We start from the raw sequence: 15,825 nt of genomic DNA, 5'->3' as shown, positions 1-15,825 counted from the left end.
TGGGGCGCCTCAGCGCCCGGTGAACACGGGCTCGCGTTTCTCGAGGAAGCTGCGCACGCCTTCGCGGTGATCCTCGGTCGCGAACAGGCGGTAGATGACGTCGATGGCCCAGCCGCCGATCTCGCGCACGTCGGCGCCATGGGCGCGGCGCAGCCCCTCCTTCATGTAGCGCAGAGCCAGCGGCGGATTGGCGGCGATGCGCCGGGCGAGATCCATGGCGCGCAGCATCAGCTCCGCATGGGGCGTCACCTCGCTGACCAGGCGGATGCGCAGCGCCTCGGCGGCGTCAATCACGTCCCCGGTGTAGAGCAGCCGCGCCGCCATCTCCGGACCGACGATGGCCGGCAGGCGGGTGAGGCCGCCCACGTCGCAGATGAGGCCGCGGCGGATGAACAGCTCCGCGAATTTCGCCTTTTCCGAGGCGATGCGGATGTCGGCGTAGAGCGCCAGCTCCATGCCCCAGCCCACCGCCGCGCCATTGACGGCGGCGATCACCGGCACGGCGCACTCCAGGGCGGAGAGCGCCGCCGGCGTCGGCGGCCGGCGCGCCTGCACGCTCAGCGGCGGGGCGGCCGGCTTTTCGCCGGTCATCATCTCCTTGACGTCCTCGCCCGAGCAGAAGGCCGGATCGGCGCCGGTCACCACCACGCAGCGCACGCCGTCATCGGCGGAGGCGGCGGCGAAGGCGGACTGCACCTCGTCATAGGCGCGCCGGTTCAGCGCGTTGTGCCGCTCCGGCCGGTTGAGCGTGACCACGGCGATGTGGTCGCGGACCTCATAGCGCAGGTGGATGAAGTCGGCGGGCTGCACGAGGGGCGCAATGCTCATGGAACGGTGTTTCCTTTTTGTTGTCACGTCGTCTGCGGGCCGCCGGCGCCAGGGGGCGCGCGGGCTCAGTCGTAGGGCGACACGTCGTATTTGCGGATCTCGCCGATGGGATCGAAGCTGGCGCCGTTGAAGCGCATCAGTTGCATCTGGGTGATGGGGAAGTAGTTGGTGGGGCTGGTGTTGACGGTGATCCCGTCCAGCAGCAGGCCCGGCTTCACGTCCTTCAGGCTGGTGGCCTGGCGCATGATGTTCTCGCGCGAGAGGTCGTCGCCGGCCATCTCCAGCACCCGGTGCACCAGCTTGATGCACATGTAGCCGTAAGCGTTCTGGTTGTTGCCCGGGTCGCCCTCCGGATACCACTCCTTCATGAAGGCGAGGTACTCCTGCACGTCCGGGTCGCTGGCGTAACGCGGATCATTGGGCTCCTTCATGGAGGTGGCGGTCACCACGCCCTTCGCGTTCTCGATGCCCGCCGGACGGAACACCAGCGAGATGGAGGCGCCGGTGGTGTTCACGATCTGCAGGTCGGGCTTCCAGCCCAGCTCGGCGACCTTGCGGATGGCCTGGGCGGCGAAGCGCGGCGTGGAGAAATTGACGAAGACGTTGGCCCCGGAGGCCTTCAGCTTCGTCATCTGCGAATCGATGGTGGGCTCGGAATTGTCATAGGTGGCGGTGGACACGACGAAACGGTCGTAGTCCCTGCCAAGCGCCTTGCGGAAGCCGGCGAAGATGTCCTTGCCGTAATCATCGTTTGGATAGAGCACCGCGACCCTGGCGTTGGGGAACTCCGTGCGGATGTAGTCCGCATAGAGCGCCGCCTCCACGTGATACACCGAGGTGGAGAGCCCCATGGTCCACGGGTAATTCCTGTAATCGCCGAATTTGGTGGCGCCGGTGGCGGCGAACAGCTGCGGCGTCTTGCGGGCGTTCATATATTTCATGATCGCCGCGTTGGGCGGCGTGCCCACGGCCTGGACGATCGCCAGCACCCCGTCCTGCTCCACCAGCTTGCGCGCCTGCTCCACCGCCTTGGGCGGGCTGTAGGCGTCGTCATAGGAGATGAACTCCACCTTGCGCCCGTTGACGCCGCCCCTGGCGTTCACCATGCGGAAATAGGCGGCCTGGGTCTTGGCGAAGGCGCTGTAGGACGACGCCGGCCCGCTGTACGGCGCAAGATTGCCGATCCTGATGGGCGGCTTTTCGTCAGCGGCGGCGGACGCCGCCGCCAGCGCCAGCCCCGCGCCCAGCAACGCCAGCGCCGCGCGGCGCGTGGCCGGCGCGCCGCGCCGTCCCTCCCGGACGTTCCTCATGCCCTGTCCTCCCCGTAACGCCGCGTCTCGCCTGGCCTCTGCGCCCGGGACCGCGCGCCGCCGGCGCGGGACCCTTGCCGGACGGCCGCGCCGTCCTGTAGTCCGCCCTCCGGAAGCGCGCCGGCGCAGACAGCGGCGCGTGCGTATTTTTTTTATAACGTGATATAAGTTGTTCCGACCGTCAATCGGCTTCGGGCCGGAGCGCCCTGGCGGAAACGGCGGGACGCGGTCTCGCGGCCCCGCCGCGCGATGAGAGGAGCCAGCGCATGGACCGGTCGAGCAAACGGACGGCGGGACGGCGGGCCCTGCCGGACCAGCAGGCGGCTGAGCCGCCGTCCCCGCCGCCAGGCGATGGCGGAGCCGCCGCGCCGGAGGAGACCGTGGTCCAGGGCCGCCGCCGGGCCGGTGGCGGGCGGCGCGAGGCCGCCAAGGCGGAGCGGCGCCAGCGCATCATCGCCGCGGCCCGCGGACTGATCCGCGAAACCGGGGACGCCGGCCTGTCGATGCGCGCCCTCGCCGCCCGCGCGGGCGTGAGCCTCGCCACGCCCTACAACCTGTTCGGCTCCAAGGGCGCCATCCTGCTGGCCGTTCTGGAGGACATCCGCGGCTTCGGCCAGCAGTTCTCGCGCCACGCCCATCTGTCGCCGCTGGAGCGGGTGCTGAAGGCGGCCGAGATCGCCGTGAGCTATTACGAGCAGGATCCGGAGTTTTACCGCGTGCTGTGGGGAAGCATCCTGCGCGCCGCCGGGGCGGAGGAGCGGCGGGCCATTTTCAATCCCAAGCGGGCGGCGTTCTGGGTGGGGCTGCTGGACGCGGCGCGCGACGACGGCTGGCTGCTGGCGGACATCGACACCGGCGTGCTGATGAACAGCCTCGACTACATCTTCCGCGCGGTGATGCTGCACTGGATCAACGGCGAGCTGGAGCTGGCCGGCCTGCAGCCGGGGGTGGGCTACGGCTTCGCCCTCACGCTGCGAGGAGCGGCCACGGCGCGCGGCGAGGCGCTGATGCTGGCGCGCGCCCTCGCCTTCCAGCAGCAGCTGCAGGCGCTTGGCGCAACGACCCGGGCCGGGTGACGCCCCCCCGGCGCCCCGGCCCGGCCTGACGCGGCGCCCGCACGGGCCCGCGCCGGGCGGCGCCTCACCGGCCGGTGAAGTTCGGCGGCCGCTTTTCGACGAAGTGGGCGACGCCCTCGCGGAAGTCCTCGCTGTCGAAGGAGCGGATCATCTCCGCGTCGGCCACCTCCCAGGCCTCGTCGAGGCTCTGGAACATGGCCTCATAGACCTGGCGCTTCATCACGCCGATGGACCGGGGCGAGGCGTTGGTGGTGAGGTCGCGGGCGACGCCCTTCACCGTCTCGAGGAAGCCCTCCAGCGGCAGCTTGCGGGCGAAGCCGAGCCGCTCCAGCTCGTCCGCCTCCACGGTTCGCGCCGACATCAGCAGGTCGAGGGCGTTGGTGAGGCCGACGATGCGCGGCAGCATCCACGACACGCCGTGCTCGGCGATCAGGCCGCGGCGGGCGAAGGCGGTGGTGAATTTCGCGCCCTCGGCGACGTAGCGGAAATCGCAGAAGCAGGAGAAGCACACGCCCATGCCGGCGACGGGGCCGTTGATGGCGGCGAAGATGGGCTTGGCCACGCGCAGCATCCACGAGAAGCGGCGGGTGAAGTTGGCGTCGACGCCTTCGGCCGGCCTGCGGGCCGGATCAGCGTCCGCGTCCTGGCCGGACTGTCCGCCTGAGCTGATGCCCGAGAGCAGGTTCATGTCGGCGCCGGCGCAGAAACCGCGGCCCGCGCCGGTGATGACGATGGCGCGCACGCCCTCGTCCGCGGCGGCGGCCTCGATGGCGTGGCGCAGCTCGCCCTCCATGGTCCGCGTCCACGCGTTCAGGCGGTCGGGACGGTTCAGCGTGATGACGGCGACGCGCGCGTCGACCTCATACAGGATTTCGCTGTAGCTCACGGTTTCTCTCCCTGGGCCGCCGGGCCGGGCGCGCCGGCCGGCGTTATCATTTGCGACGGGCTCCGTTATCGCCCGCCGCGTCAGGGCGTGGCAACGGGCGCGGGCGCCTTGCGCCATGCGCCGCGCGCCGCCCCGCCATGCGGACGCAAAAAGGCCGGGAGCGCTGGGCGCTCCCGGCCGTGACTCTCCGCCCTGCGGCGACCGTTACGCGGGATCGGGCAGCTTCTTCCAGATCCGCTTCTTGGTGAACCAGGTCAGGGCCGCGAGCACGATCAGGAAAATCACCGACTTGAAGCCGAGAGCCTTGCGGGCCTCCATCTTCGGCTCCGCCGTCCACATCAGGAAGGCGGTGACGTCGCGGGCGTACTGCTCGACGGTCTCGGGCGCCTGCGGCTTGCCGTCAGGCCCCTTGTAGTCCACCTGGCCGTCGCTCATCGGCTTGGGCATGGCGATGACGTGGCCCGGGAAGTACTTGTTGTAGTGGCCGCCTTCCGGAACCTGGAAGCCCTTCGGCGCGTCCTCGTAGCCGGTCAGCAGGGCGTAGATGTAGTCCGGCCCCTGCTCGGCGTACTGGGTGAAGATGTCGATGATGAACTGGGGGAAGCCGCGCTCGTAGGTGCGGGCCTTGGCCATCAGCGACAGGTCCGGCGGCGCCTTGCCGCCGTTGGCGGCGGCGGCGGCGTTGTCGTTCGGGAACGGGCTCGGCCAGTAGTCGGCCGGGCGGCCGGGCCGCTCGAACATCTCGCCGGCGTCGTTGGGGCCGTCCTGGATCTTGTACTCGGCGGCCAGCGCCTTGACCTGGCCCTCCGTGAACATCGGACCCGACGGGTCGGCGAGGTTGCGGAACGCCACGTACTTCAGCGAGTGACAGGCGGCGCAGACCTCGCGGAACACCTTGAAGCCGCGCTGCAGCTGCTGCGGGTCATACTTGCCGAACGGACCCGAGAAGGACCAGCGCTGCTCCGGCGGCTTCGGCGCGTCCTCGGCGGCGAAGGCGGGAGCGGACATGGCGCCCATGACCACCGCGAACATGCCGGCGGTCAGGAGTTTCGTGAACTTCATGTGACGGTTCCCCTTCACGTCTCAGGCCTTCGCGGCGTTCTTCGCCTTGCGGGCGAGCACGTCCTCGGCGATCGAGCCGGGCAGCTGGCGCGGCGTCTCAAACAGCCCGAGCAGCGGCAGGATGATGAGGAAGTAGGCGAAGTAGAACACCGTCAGGATGCGCGCGGCGATGGTGTAGACGCCTTCCGCCGGCTTGGCGCCCAGCCAGCCCAGGCCGACGGCGGTGGCGACGAACAGCCAGAAGAAGATGCGGAACACCGGACGGTAACGGCCCGAACGCACCTTCGAGGTGTCCAGCCACGGCAGGGCGGCCAGGATCAGCACCGCGGCGAACATGCACAGCACGCCGCCGAGCTTGGACGGAATGGCGCGCAGGATGGCGTAGAAGGGCAGGAAGTACCACTCCGGCACGATGTGGGCCGGCGTCACCGACGCGTTGGCCTCGACATAGTTGTCGGCGTGACCGAGGTAGTTCGGGATGTAGAACAGGAACCAGGCGAAGAAGATCATGAAGAACACCACGCCCACGGCGTCCTTGACGGTCGCGTAGGGGGTGAACGGAACGGTGTCCTTGCGGATGTTCTTCACGTCCACGCCGGCCGGGTTGTTCTGGCCCACGTGATGCAGCGCCCAGATGTGCAGGCCGACGACGCCGGCGAGCATGAAGGGCAGCAGGTAGTGCAGGGCGAAGAAGCGGTTCAGCGTGGGGTTGTCGACGGAGTAGCCGCCCCAGAGCAGGGTGACGATCCAGGTGCCGACGCCCGGGATGATGTCGTCGAAGGCCGAGAACAGGTTGGTGATGACGGTGGCGCCCCAGAACGACATCTGGCCCCACGGCAGCACGTAACCCATGAAGGCGGTGGCCATCATCAGCAGGAAGATGATGACGCCGAGGATCCACAGCACCTCGCGCGGCGCCTTGTAGGAGCCGTAGTACATGCCGCGGAAGATGTGGATGTACACCGCGATGAAGAACATCGAGGCGCCGTTGGCGTGCATGTAGCGCAGCAGCCAGCCGAAGTTGACGTCGCGCATGATCGCCTCGACCGAGGCGAAGGCGAGCTTGGCGTTGGCGGTGTAGTGCATCGCCAGCACGACGCCGGTGAGGATCTGCGCCACCAGCATCATCGTGAGGATGGCGCCGAACGTCCAGAAATAGTTCAGGTTGCGCGGAACCGGGTAGGCGACCGCCGAAGAGTGAGCAAGGCTAACGATCGGCAGCCTCGCTTCGAGCCACTTCATGAAGCCGCTCTTAGGGACGTAAACAGAATGGCCTTCCATGATGGTCGCCTGTCTCCAAGAAATGCTCGCTGCGTCTTAGCCGATCGTGATCTTCGATTCGGAGACGAAGGTGTAGGGCGGAATGGGCAGGTTGGTCGGGGCAGGCCCCTGGCGGATGCGGCCCGAGGTGTCGAACACCGAACCATGGCACGGGCAGAACCAGCCCTCATACTGACCCTGATGGCCAAGCGGCACGCAGCCCAGGTGGGTGCAGTTGCCGTAGACGACCAGCCACTGGGCGTGGCCTTCCTTGACGCGCGCGGAGTCGGGCTGCGGATCCTTCAGCTCCGACAGGTTGACGTTGTTGGCCGCCTCGATCTCCGCCCTGGTGCGGTGGCGGACGAAGATCAGCTTGCCGCGCCAGAACAGCTTCACGATCTGCCCTTCGGCGATCGGGGTCAGATCCACCTCCACAGGGGCGCCGGCGGCGACGGTCGCCGCGTCAGGCTGCATCTGCGTGATGAACGGCCACGCTACGGCAGCGGCGCCGACAGCTCCGACTGCCCCGGTAGCGATGAGGAGAAAGTCGCGCCGGGTCGGCTCGGCGGAATTAACTGTCTCAGCCACAATCGGCTCCTACATAAATGGACGGCGCCTGCGACATCGCCTGCCCCTGCTTCTCCACGCCTTCGCCCTGGATCGGGCGGGAGCGGACCGACGGGCTGACGCCGCTCGAAACATCCATGCCAGGCCACGCAGACGACGGAAGTCGCCTTTGCGAGGCTGTTTGGCATGCTTCAAAAGTGGTGTCCATACCAGCGCTGCCCGCGCGCAGGCGTCCGCCGCCGGCGCCGCGTCCCGCTGTCTGGCCAACCGTTCAGTCCCTGCTGACGGCAAACGGAGCGCCCGCAAGGACTTCCTGGATCACGCCCTGTTTCCGCCACAGTTGGCGTCGCAGTCAACATGATTCCGCCTGCGGCATTCCGCGCCACCCCCCTTGCCGGCGCGGTCTCCGCAGCCGCCGGGGGCGGCGCGGCGCCCTGCGGCCGCGCCACTGGGGAAAAATGACGCGGGCGTGACGGATGTACGTTCCTTGGGCGCATGGCTAAAGATTCCGTCATGCGCCTGGCACTCTTCCAGCCGGACATCCCCCAGAACACCGGCGCCATCCTGCGCCTCGGGGCCTGCCTCGGCGTCGCTTGCGACATCATCGAGCCGGCCGGTTTCCCGGTCACGGACCGGCATTTCAGGCGCTCCGGCATGGATTATCTCGATCACGTCGAGATCACCCGCCATCCCTCATGGCGCGCCTTCATGGAGGCGCACGCCGCGCGCGGCGGCCGCCTCGTGCTGGCCACCACCCGGGGCGCCACGCCGCTTCCCGAGTTCACCTTCCAGGCTGGCGACACCATCCTGCTCGGCCGCGAAAGCGCCGGCGCGCCCGGTTACGTGCACGCCGCGGCCGACGCCAGGGTATATGCGCCGCTGGCGCCGGGCATGCGCTCGCTTAACGTGGCGATGACGGCGGCGATCTTCGTCGCCGAAGCCCTGCGCCAGACCAACGCCTGGCCGCGCCCCGCTCCGGGGCCGCAAGCCTTGCCCGGCGCGCCCTCCGGCGCGCATCAGATGGAGTAACGACGGTGACCCATCCAGCCAGCACCACCACTCCCGCAAACCGGCAGGCCGGCGCGGCGACCGTTCCGCCGCCCGACGTTCTGGAGCAGCACAAGGCCGTCGCGTCAGCGTGGTTCGCAAAGCTGCAGAAGATGATTTTCGCGGCGCTGGAAGCCATCGAAGACGAGGCTGGGGGTCCGTTCGCGCCGGACATGCCCGCCGCGACGCGCGAGAAGCCCGGGCGCTTCGAAGCCACCCCATGGGAGCGCGTCGACCACACCGGCGCGCCTGGCGGCGGCGGAGTCATGGGCCTGCTGCGCGGGCGCGTGTTCGAGAAGGCCGGCGTGCATTTTTCCACCGTATACGGCGAGTTCGCGCCGGAGTTCCGCGGCCAGATCCCCGGCGCCGAGGAGAACCCCGGCTTCTGGGCCTCGGGCCTGTCGCTGATCGTGCACCCCTGGCATCCGCAGGTTCCGACGGTGCACATGAACACCCGTTTCGTGTGCACCGCGGGCAAGGTGTGGTTCGGCGGCGGCGCCGACCTCACGCCGATGCTGGCGGCGCGCCGCACCCAGGAAGATCCCGATTCGGTGGCCTTCCACGCCGCCATGAAAGCCGCCTGCGCCGGCCACCCCCATGCGGACTACCAGCGGTTCAGGGCGTGGTGCGACGAGTATTTCTACCTCGCCCACCGCAGGGAGCCGCGCGGAATTGGCGGCATCTTCTACGACTATCTCTGGAACGATGACTTCGAGGCCGACATGGCGTTCACCCGCAGCGTCGGCGAAACCTTCATCGACATCTATCCGCAGATCGTGCGGGCCAATCTCGGCAGGCCGTGGAGCGACGAAGAGCGCGTGGCGCAGCAGATCCAGCGCGGCCGCTACGTCGAGTTCAACCTGCTCTACGACCGCGGCACGGTGTTCGGCCTCAGGACCGGCGGCAACGTCGCCTCGATCCTCTCCTCCATGCCGCCCACGGTGCGCTGGCCGTAACCGGCGCGCCGGCCGCGCAGGGCGGGGCCCGCGGACGCGGGCCCTTTTCGCATCCGGGGTCCCGGCCCGGCGTCGCGCGGCGGACGGAGCGGACGCCGTTCTCCGGAAACGGGCCGCCGCAAGGCCGCGCCCCTCCGTCCCGCTCGCAGTCGTCGCGCCCGCCTTCAGCCGCAGACCGTCTCCCACGGGCCGAGGCGCTCCAGCCCCTCCAGCGACAGCCGCGCCAGGGCGGCGCGGGCGGGCAGCAGCACGCGCACGGCCCCCTCCCCCACCTCCACCGGCAGCTCCGGCGCCAGCTCGCACAGGGGCGCCAGGGCGAAGGCGCGCTCGCCGAGGCGCGGATGCGGCAGCGTCAGCCGCTCCGTCGCCAGCTGGCCGCCGCCATGGTCCAGCAGGTCGATGTCGATGGGACGCGGCCCCCAGCGGCGGACGCCGGGGGCGTTGCGGTCGCGGCCGAGCCGGCGCTCGACGGCGAGACAAAGCTCCAGCAGCTGCGGGGCGGCGAGCGTCGTCTCCACGGCGAGGCAGGCGTTGAGGAAAGGCGGCTGGTCCGGATCCCCCCAGGGCGGGGTGCGCCACAGGGACGAGCGGGCGGTCACGGCGACGCCGGGAGCGGCGTCGAGCAGCGCCGCCGCTCCGGCGAAGCGCCGCGCCACGTCGCCGACATTGCCGCCAAGGCCTAAAAAGGCCCGCGCCGGACGGCCGGCGCCCGCCGCCCCGGCGCTCAAGCGCCGCCTCCGGCTGTCGCCGCCTGGCGGGCCTCGGCCTCGGCCAGGGCGGTCTCGGGGTCCATCACCGCCCGCACCATGCGCATGGCGTCGAGATGGGCGGCCACGTCATGGACGCGGATGATGTCGGCGCCGCAGGCCAGGGCCAGCACATGACCGGCGATGGTGCCGGCGAGCCGGTCCTGCACGTCGCGGCCGGTGATGAGGCCGATGGTGGACTTGCGCGACACGCCCACCAGCACCGGCAGCCCGTAGCATGCCTTCAGCTCCGGCAGGCGGCGGATGGCCTCCAGGTGCTGGGCCCGGGTGGCGCCGAAGCCGAAGCCGATGTCCAGCACGATCTTGCCCTCGGGAACGCCGGCGGCCATGGCGATCTTCAGCGAGGCGTCGAAGAAGCGCTGGAGCAGCTCGATGACGTCGGCCTCCGGCTCCAGCTTCTCGGCGTTGTGCATGATGATCACCGGCGCGCCGTGCTCGGCGGCGACGCGGGCGATGTCGGGCTCGCGCTGCAGGCCCCAGATGTCGTTGACGATGTCCGCCCCCGCCTCCAGCGCCGCGGCGGCGACGCGCGCCTTCCAGGTGTCGATGGAGATGGCCGGGTTGTAGCCGCGCGCCGCCAGGGCCGCGCGCGCGGCGCGGATGGCGGGCGCGACGCGGGCGATCTCCTCCTGCGCCGGCGTGGGCGTGTGGCCGGGACGGGTCGATTCGCCGCCGACGTCGATGATGTGCGCCCCCTCGGCGACGATGGCGCAGGCCCGGGCGGCGGCCGCTTCCGGCGTGGCGTACAGGCCGCCGTCGGAGAAGGAATCGGGCGTGACGTTGAGCACGCCCATGAGCAGCGGTCCCGGCGGCAGGCCGGCGACGGGACATGGACGCAGGGTCTGGCCGGGTTCGCGGACGCCCCGGCCCGGCGTGGGCGTTCTGGTGCTCATGGCGGGGGGATGCTCCCAAACGCCTGGCTTGTCCAGCGGCTTTTGCGACGCCGGCGCCGCCCTCGCCGGCCGGCGCGCGTCTCAGGCGGACAGGCGCGCCGGCTCCCGTCCGGCCGGCCGCGCCGCCGCCGCCCTGCGGGGGGCGACGTCGCCCAGCGGCAGGTCGCGGGCGCGCGGCGCCAGCACCACCTCCACCGGGCCGGCGACGCCCTTCACCTGGAATGCCTGCCGGCGCAGCGCCGCGCAGGAAGGCGCGAGCCCGGCGCTTTCCGCCGCGGCGAGGGAGAAGGCCAGCTGCACGTCCTCCTGCTTGGCGATGCTCTCGATGCGGCTGGCGACATTGACCGTGGGGCCGATGACGGTGATGGCGGCGCTGCCGCCCCAGCCGATGCGCCCCACCACCAGCGGCCCCACATGCAGGGCGAGGGCGACGCGCACGGGCTCGTCCAGCTCGCCGGCGAGATCCTGGTTGAGCTGGTCGAGGGCGAGATCGATCTCGCGCGCCGCCAGCAGGGCGTCGCGGGCGCCGTCCGGCCCGTCGAACAGGGCCAGCAGGCCGTCGCCGATATATTTCTCGATGCGGCCGCCCGCCTGTTCGATCGCCGCCCCCAGCACCGCGAACACCCGGTTCAGCACGAACACCGTGTCATAGGGCAGCCGCGCCTCGCTCATGCGGGTGAAGCCGCGGATGTCGGCGAACAGCACGGCGAACTCCCGCTCCACGCCCGCGGCGTCGTGCTGGCCGGCGAACGGCTGTTTCACGCCGCGCTGCGGCGCCAGCAGGCGCATCACCGTGACCGGGCCCATGATCCGCGCCTGGCAGGCGAGACGCACGTCGGCGCCGGCGCCGATGGCGCGCAGCGTCGCCATTTCAGTCTCGTCCGGCGGCGACAGCGACTGCATGCCGTGGATGACCCGCACCCGGCATGTGGAGCAGCGGGCGCGCCCGCCGCAGGCCGAATGGTGCGGCACGCCGTGGGCGCGGCTGGTCTCGAGGATGGTGTCGCCGCGCCGGGCCTGCACCGCCGGGCCGCCGGCGTAGTCGACGACGCAGACCCCGGAGCTGAGGCGCGCCGCCAGCAGGCGCCCGGCGGCGACGGCGGCCGCGACCGCCGCCAGGGCGTAAAAGCCGCGCCACGAAAGCTCGCGCCAGACGTCGAGCCGCGCCTCGGCCGCGGCGTCGGGCCAGTTGCTGGCGCGGCGCAGGGCCTCGCGCGCGCCGGGGGCGGCGAGCGCCTCCGCCATCTCCCGCCCCTGCACGGCGAAACCGGCCAGCGCCAGGGCCGGAACCAGCACCGCCAGCGACAGCAGCGCCGGCGCCCAGCGCAGGTAGCGCGGCTCCTGGCGCAGCCACATGTGCAGGCCGAGACAGGCGTGCGCCCACACCAGCAGCAGCAGCGCCGACTGGTAGCCGGCCGAGCCAGGCCACATCCGGGCCAGCTCATAGGCGTAGGTGTCGTTGACCCCGAAGAACGTCGACGCCGCCCGCGTGTTGACGATGTGCGGGAACAGCAGGAACGGAATGGCGAAACCCGAGAGCAGCTGCGCCCACTCCCATGGCCGCAGCCGCAACGACCGCCGCCCGGCGACGCGCGCCAGCGCCAGCGCCACGTGCGCCGCCAGGGCGAGGCCCAGGATGACGCCGCCGGGCGCCGAGCGGGTGACCTGGGTGCGCCACAGGCGGAAGGTCTCCATCGCCTCCAGGCTGACAAGGCCGAGCGCGGCGTTGATAAAATGGGCTGCGGCGAAGGCGAACAGCGCCAGCCCCGAAACCAGCCGCAGTTTCTGCGCCGGCGCTCCCAGCAACAGGTTGCGCATGCGTCGCCTCCGGGCTTCCGGTCACGCCCCCGCGCGGCCGCGTGGAGGCGCGCGCCCGCGCCGCCGGTCCCCGCGCGCCGACGCGCCGCCCATTAACGCCGCGCGGCGAAGGCGCGTCAACGCCCCGTGAGCCACCGCCGCAGGCCGCCGGCGGGGCCGGCCGGAACCGGGAAGCGCGCCGCCGCCCAGGCCGGGCCCGGCGCGTCGGGATCGCTGAAATGCAGCTGGCCGCCCAGCACGCGGGCGATGCGGCCGGCGACGCTTGCGGTGATGGAGCGGTGCGCCTCCACGCTCCATGACGGGGGCGCCGGACGGCGCCAGCGCACCGACAGCGTGACCTCGCCGGCGGCGACGTCCAGGGCCACCTCGAGCGGCTGGCCGCCCGGGGGATGCTCGCGCAGCGCCAGGAACAGCAGGTCCGCCATGATCAGGCAGACGCGCAGGAAGTCCGCCACCTCCAGCGCCATCGGCGCCACGGTGATGGAGCCGGCCAGATCCGCCCGGTTTTCGGCGCGCGCAAGCTCCTGGCAGATGCCGGTCATCACCGCGCTGAGATCGGCGCCGGGGCTGGCGATGCTGCTGTTCAGCAGCTCCTCCACCCGCGCCGCCATGGCCAGACGCTCGCGCGCCACGCGGGCGACGCGCTCCGCGTCGTGCTCCGCCGCCGGGCTGGCGAGGGCGGCGATGGCGCGGGCGTTGCGGGCGAGCCAGCGGCTGAGCGGCCCCGACAGCAGCAGGGCCGGCGTGGTCCCGCCCCCGCCGGCGCGGCGCCAGCCGCAGGCGATCAGGTAAACGACCAGCCCGGAGAGGGCGAAGCCGCCCAGAAAGATGTAGCCGTTCAGGGACTGGCCGAGGGTGAAGTCGAGCGGCGGCTCGCTGGTCAGCGCCACGGCGGCGGCGATGGCCGCCGCCAGCACCGCCGCCCCGGCGGCGCGCCCGGCGAGGGCGGTGGCCACGGCGATGGCCGGGAAATAGGCCACCAGCGGCAGGCCGACGATGGCGAACCGCAGGGGAATGACGAACAGCAGCGGTCCGCAGGCGCAGGCCAGCCCCAGCAACGCCCTCCACCGCGGATCACCCGGCGCGCCTCGTGTTTCCGTCATGTGCCGAACCTGTGCTGGGGCAGTCCGCCGTCACCTGTCGCGCCCGTCCGTGTCGCCGCCCCCGTCGGGGAGCGTGCGAAACGGCGCGGCGCCGTCGCCGACACGGGCCAGGATGCGGCGGGCCAGATCGCGGGCCGCCTCATGGCCGATGGCCACGTAAACGGGCTCGCAGCTGGCGTAACTGGGATCAAGGCGCAGATGCAGGCCCCGCGCGTCGTCGCCGCAGATTTCGCCCTGCGCGATGTCCAGCTCCACGCGAAAGGCCGGCGCGGCCGCCGGCGGCGCGGGCGCCCGCAGCCGGCCGGTCACGGCCTGCATCAGCGCGTCACGGTCGAATTCGGGCGGCGGCCGGCGCGCCCTGGCGCTGTCCGCCGGCGGCAGGGTGGCGCAGAACGGGCCGCAGTCGTCGCCGGAAGCCGCGCCGGCCGGCGCGGCGAGCCATGCCCGCAGGTCGGGGGTGAGATCGGGAATGGCGTCAGCGTCCTGCGGGGCAAGGAATGCGGAAACCAGCGACCCCGAGGCGCCGTCGCGCCCGGATGGGGCGGCCGGGGCGGCGAATGCAGCCGCGTCGTCGCATTCGCCCCTGGCCGGGAGATGACGCCCGCCGCCGCCAAAGGCGCGCGCTACGCGGGACAGGTTGACGCGCATCAACAGCTCCATGCCGCGCCCGGGGGGAGGAAGTCGCGCGGCCCCTACCCCTTACGGCAAATCGTGCCCCGCGTCGCGTGCAAAATCGGCGGTTTTCCGCCCGGCTCCCATGCATTTGAAGCATTGGCCGGCAACCTGGATGCGGTCAGGCTGCAACCTGGAGCAGTCACTGGTCGTCGTTCCCGGGCCAGGTGGCGCCGCGGACGATGTCGAAGGTCAGCAGCGGCCCGCTGTGCACGGCGGCGGCGAGCTTGCAGCCGGTTTCGCGCACCATGTTGGGGATGTCGATGGCGGACATGGGATCGGTGCACAGCACGCGCAGGGACGCGCCGGGCTGCAGCGCGGCCAGCGCCCTGCGGGCGTGCAACGCCGGCAGCGGGCACTTCAGCCCGCGCAGATCCAGCTCCTGCACCGTCGATGCGTTCATCCCCGCCTCCATCGGTCACGACGGACGCGACGCGCCCGCCGCACGGGCGGCGGCGGACGGAGCCGGCCGGACGGCGAAAGGCCGGCGAATCCACGCGTCTGTCCGGTGCTGTCAATATGCGCACGCGCGGGGCCTCGTCAAAGCGTCGCCGGCCGGTCATAACCCCGGACGCCGCCGGCGGCGGGAGCGGGCGGCCGGCGCCGGAGCCTCCTGCGCCGGCGAATTTTTGCTATGGAGAAACCGTGCCCGGTCCGCGGCGCGGCCGCGCCGGCGCAGCAGCGCAGGGAAACGCAATCAGGGAAGGTTTTCATGACACAGCCGATCAGCCCGGAAGCCGCCGGACGCCTCGCCGCCCTGCGCGCCGAGATCGACCGCATCGACGCCGCCATGCACGCCCTGCTGATCGAGCGCAGCGAGATCATCGACGAGCTGATCGCGGTGAAGCGCACGGGCGAATCCGGCTCGGCGTTCCGGCCCGGCCGCGAGGCGGCGATGATGCGCGCCATCGCCAGCCGCCACCGGGGCTCGCTGCCGCTGGACACCGCCGAGGGGATCTGGCGCGTCATCATCGCCACCTTCACCTGGCTGCAGGCGCCGTTCAGCGTGCATGCGGACATCAGCTCGGGCGACGGCCCCATGCGGGACAGCGCCCGTTTCCATTTCGGCTTCACGGTTCCCTACGTGCCGCACGGCAGCGCCGCCGACGTGATCGCGGCCGTGGGCCGTTCGGCCGGCGACCTCGGCATTTTCCGCGCCGACAGCGGCCGCGCCTCAATTCCGTGGTGGGAGGCGCTCACCGCGGCGGACGCGCCCAAGATCATCGCCCGCCTGCCGTTCATCGAGCGTCATGACCATCCGGCCAGCACGCCGGTGTTCGTGGTGTCGCGGCCGCTGGCGGACGCCGCCGTGCGCGAAACCGTGCTCTATGCGGCGCGGGTGGAGCGATGGCGCGACGACACGGCCGCGGCCATCGCCGCGGCCGGGGCGGAGCTGGTGGCCAGCGCGGCCACCTCCCGCGGCCTTTCGGCGCTGGTCGCCGCGCCGGGCGAACTGGCGGCGCAGCAGCTGCGCGAGGCGCTGCCGCCGCTCTCCGGCGCGGACGGCCTGGTCGAGGTGGGCAGCCACGCCAACCGCTTCCGCATCGGCCCGGCGCAGGGCTGACGGCCGGCGCTGAGCG

16 protein-coding genes are annotated in these 15,825 nt (G+C 71.5%); 4 read left to right on the top strand and 12 right to left on the bottom strand.

All coding sequences use genetic code 11. The features are described from left to right. Positions 1-9 precede the first annotated feature (9 nt). Complete coding sequence (locus ACFFJB_RS14160) at positions 10-828, bottom strand: enoyl-CoA hydratase/isomerase family protein (protein WP_376832292.1); 819 nt, start codon at positions 826-828, stop codon at positions 10-12. 65 nt (positions 829-893) lie between these two features. Further along, a complete protein-coding gene (locus ACFFJB_RS14155) occupies positions 894-2,138 on the bottom strand; it encodes an ABC transporter substrate-binding protein (protein WP_376832290.1) in 1,245 nt (414 codons plus the stop codon). Positions 2,139-2,404: 266 nt separating this feature from the next. On the opposite strand from ACFFJB_RS14155, the gene ACFFJB_RS14150 reads away from it, so the two are divergent. Next, positions 2,405-3,214 (top strand): TetR/AcrR family transcriptional regulator, encoded by an 810-nt coding sequence (locus ACFFJB_RS14150; RefSeq protein ID WP_376832288.1) that lies wholly within the window; start codon positions 2,405-2,407, stop codon positions 3,212-3,214. Between the two features lie 64 nt (positions 3,215-3,278). Here the strand turns inward: ACFFJB_RS14150 and ACFFJB_RS14145 are convergent, their stop codons facing one another. The 4 genes from ACFFJB_RS14145 to petA form a co-directional block, all read right to left on the bottom strand. Beyond that, positions 3,279-4,100 carry an enoyl-CoA hydratase gene (locus ACFFJB_RS14145; protein WP_376832286.1) on the bottom strand — a complete coding sequence of 274 codons (822 nt, stop codon included), beginning with the start codon at positions 4,098-4,100 and terminating at the stop codon, positions 3,279-3,281. 204 nt (positions 4,101-4,304) lie between these two features. Continuing rightward, entirely contained in the window at positions 4,305-5,162 is an 858-nt protein-coding gene (locus ACFFJB_RS14140; protein WP_376832284.1) for a cytochrome c1, read from the bottom strand. 21 nt (positions 5,163-5,183) lie between these two features. Next, entirely contained in the window at positions 5,184-6,443 is a 1,260-nt protein-coding gene (locus ACFFJB_RS14135) for a cytochrome b (RefSeq protein WP_376832282.1), read from the bottom strand. A 36-nt stretch (positions 6,444-6,479) separates the two neighbouring features. Beyond that, positions 6,480-7,010: a ubiquinol-cytochrome c reductase iron-sulfur subunit gene (gene petA, locus ACFFJB_RS14130; RefSeq protein ID WP_376832280.1), complete on the bottom strand. Its 531-nt coding sequence runs from the start codon at positions 7,008-7,010 to the stop codon at positions 6,480-6,482. Positions 7,011-7,502: 492 nt separating this feature from the next. Here petA and ACFFJB_RS14125 point away from each other — a divergent pair, with 492 nt between their 5' ends. Then, entirely contained in the window at positions 7,503-8,018 is a 516-nt protein-coding gene (locus tag ACFFJB_RS14125; protein ID WP_376832278.1) for a tRNA (cytidine(34)-2'-O)-methyltransferase, read from the top strand. Between the two features lie 80 nt (positions 8,019-8,098). Then, complete coding sequence (gene hemF, locus ACFFJB_RS14120; protein WP_376832720.1) at positions 8,099-8,992, top strand: oxygen-dependent coproporphyrinogen oxidase; 894 nt, start codon at positions 8,099-8,101, stop codon at positions 8,990-8,992. A 164-nt stretch (positions 8,993-9,156) separates the two neighbouring features. Here the strand turns inward: hemF and folK are convergent, their stop codons facing one another. The 6 genes from folK to ACFFJB_RS14090 all read right to left on the bottom strand — a co-directional run bounded on the left by folK (position 9,157) and on the right by ACFFJB_RS14090 (position 14,648). Continuing rightward, positions 9,157-9,720 carry a 2-amino-4-hydroxy-6-hydroxymethyldihydropteridine diphosphokinase gene (folK, locus tag ACFFJB_RS14115; protein WP_376832276.1) on the bottom strand — a complete coding sequence of 188 codons (564 nt, stop codon included), beginning with the start codon at positions 9,718-9,720 and terminating at the stop codon, positions 9,157-9,159. After that, positions 9,717-10,553 carry a dihydropteroate synthase gene (gene folP, locus ACFFJB_RS14110; RefSeq protein ID WP_376832718.1) on the bottom strand — a complete coding sequence of 279 codons (837 nt, stop codon included), beginning with the start codon at positions 10,551-10,553 and terminating at the stop codon, positions 9,717-9,719. The genes folK and folP overlap by 4 nt, the downstream gene beginning before the upstream one ends. Positions 10,554-10,733: 180 nt before the next feature. Then, positions 10,734-12,470, bottom strand: coding sequence for an adenylate/guanylate cyclase domain-containing protein (locus ACFFJB_RS14105; RefSeq protein WP_376832274.1), 1,737 nt, complete (start codon positions 12,468-12,470; stop codon positions 10,734-10,736). Positions 12,471-12,586: 116 nt separating this feature from the next. Beyond that, positions 12,587-13,573, bottom strand: a complete 987-nt coding sequence (locus tag ACFFJB_RS14100; protein ID WP_376832272.1) for a sensor histidine kinase family protein — start codon at positions 13,571-13,573, stop codon at positions 12,587-12,589. Between the two features lie 30 nt (positions 13,574-13,603). After that, positions 13,604-14,221, bottom strand: a complete 618-nt coding sequence (locus tag ACFFJB_RS14095) for a hypothetical protein (protein ID WP_376832270.1) — start codon at positions 14,219-14,221, stop codon at positions 13,604-13,606. Between the two features lie 166 nt (positions 14,222-14,387). Further along, on the bottom strand, positions 14,388-14,648 hold the full coding sequence (locus ACFFJB_RS14090; protein WP_376832268.1) for a sulfurtransferase TusA family protein: 261 nt from the start codon (positions 14,646-14,648) through the stop codon (positions 14,388-14,390). Positions 14,649-14,957: 309 nt separating this feature from the next. On the opposite strand from ACFFJB_RS14090, the gene ACFFJB_RS14085 reads away from it, so the two are divergent. Further along, on the top strand, positions 14,958-15,809 hold the full coding sequence (locus ACFFJB_RS14085; RefSeq protein WP_376832266.1) for a chorismate mutase: 852 nt from the start codon (positions 14,958-14,960) through the stop codon (positions 15,807-15,809). Positions 15,810-15,825: the final 16 nt, after the last annotated feature.

Source organism: Camelimonas abortus, from assembly GCF_042432745.1.
GTDB classification, from domain to species: domain Bacteria; phylum Pseudomonadota; class Alphaproteobacteria; order Rhizobiales; family Beijerinckiaceae; genus Camelimonas; species Camelimonas abortus.
This window is presented reverse-complemented; position numbering and strand designations above follow the sequence as displayed.

Bases quoted from the DNA above. Each gene is read 5' to 3' on its own strand.
- ACFFJB_RS14160 (WP_376832292.1), bottom strand. From the start codon at position 828: ATGAGCATTGCGCCCCTCGTGCAGCCCGCCGACTTCATCCACCTGCGC.
- ACFFJB_RS14155 (WP_376832290.1), bottom strand. From the start codon at position 2,138: ATGAGGAACGTCCGGGAGGGACGGCGCGGCGCGCCGGCCACGCGCCGC.
- ACFFJB_RS14150 (WP_376832288.1), top strand. From the start codon at position 2,405: ATGGACCGGTCGAGCAAACGGACGGCGGGACGGCGGGCCCTGCCGGAC.
- ACFFJB_RS14140 (WP_376832284.1), bottom strand. From the start codon at position 5,162: ATGAAGTTCACGAAACTCCTGACCGCCGGCATGTTCGCGGTGGTCATG.
- ACFFJB_RS14135 (WP_376832282.1), bottom strand. From the start codon at position 6,443: ATGGAAGGCCATTCTGTTTACGTCCCTAAGAGCGGCTTCATGAAGTGG.
- ACFFJB_RS14125 (WP_376832278.1), top strand. From the start codon at position 7,503: ATGCGCCTGGCACTCTTCCAGCCGGACATCCCCCAGAACACCGGCGCC.
- folP (WP_376832718.1), bottom strand. From the start codon at position 10,553: ATGGGCGTGCTCAACGTCACGCCCGATTCCTTCTCCGACGGCGGCCTG.
- ACFFJB_RS14105 (WP_376832274.1), bottom strand. From the start codon at position 12,470: ATGCGCAACCTGTTGCTGGGAGCGCCGGCGCAGAAACTGCGGCTGGTT.
- ACFFJB_RS14100 (WP_376832272.1), bottom strand. From the start codon at position 13,573: ATGACGGAAACACGAGGCGCGCCGGGTGATCCGCGGTGGAGGGCGTTG.
- ACFFJB_RS14095 (WP_376832270.1), bottom strand. From the start codon at position 14,221: ATGCGCGTCAACCTGTCCCGCGTAGCGCGCGCCTTTGGCGGCGGCGGG.
- ACFFJB_RS14090 (WP_376832268.1), bottom strand. From the start codon at position 14,648: ATGAACGCATCGACGGTGCAGGAGCTGGATCTGCGCGGGCTGAAGTGC.
- ACFFJB_RS14085 (WP_376832266.1), top strand. From the start codon at position 14,958: ATGACACAGCCGATCAGCCCGGAAGCCGCCGGACGCCTCGCCGCCCTG.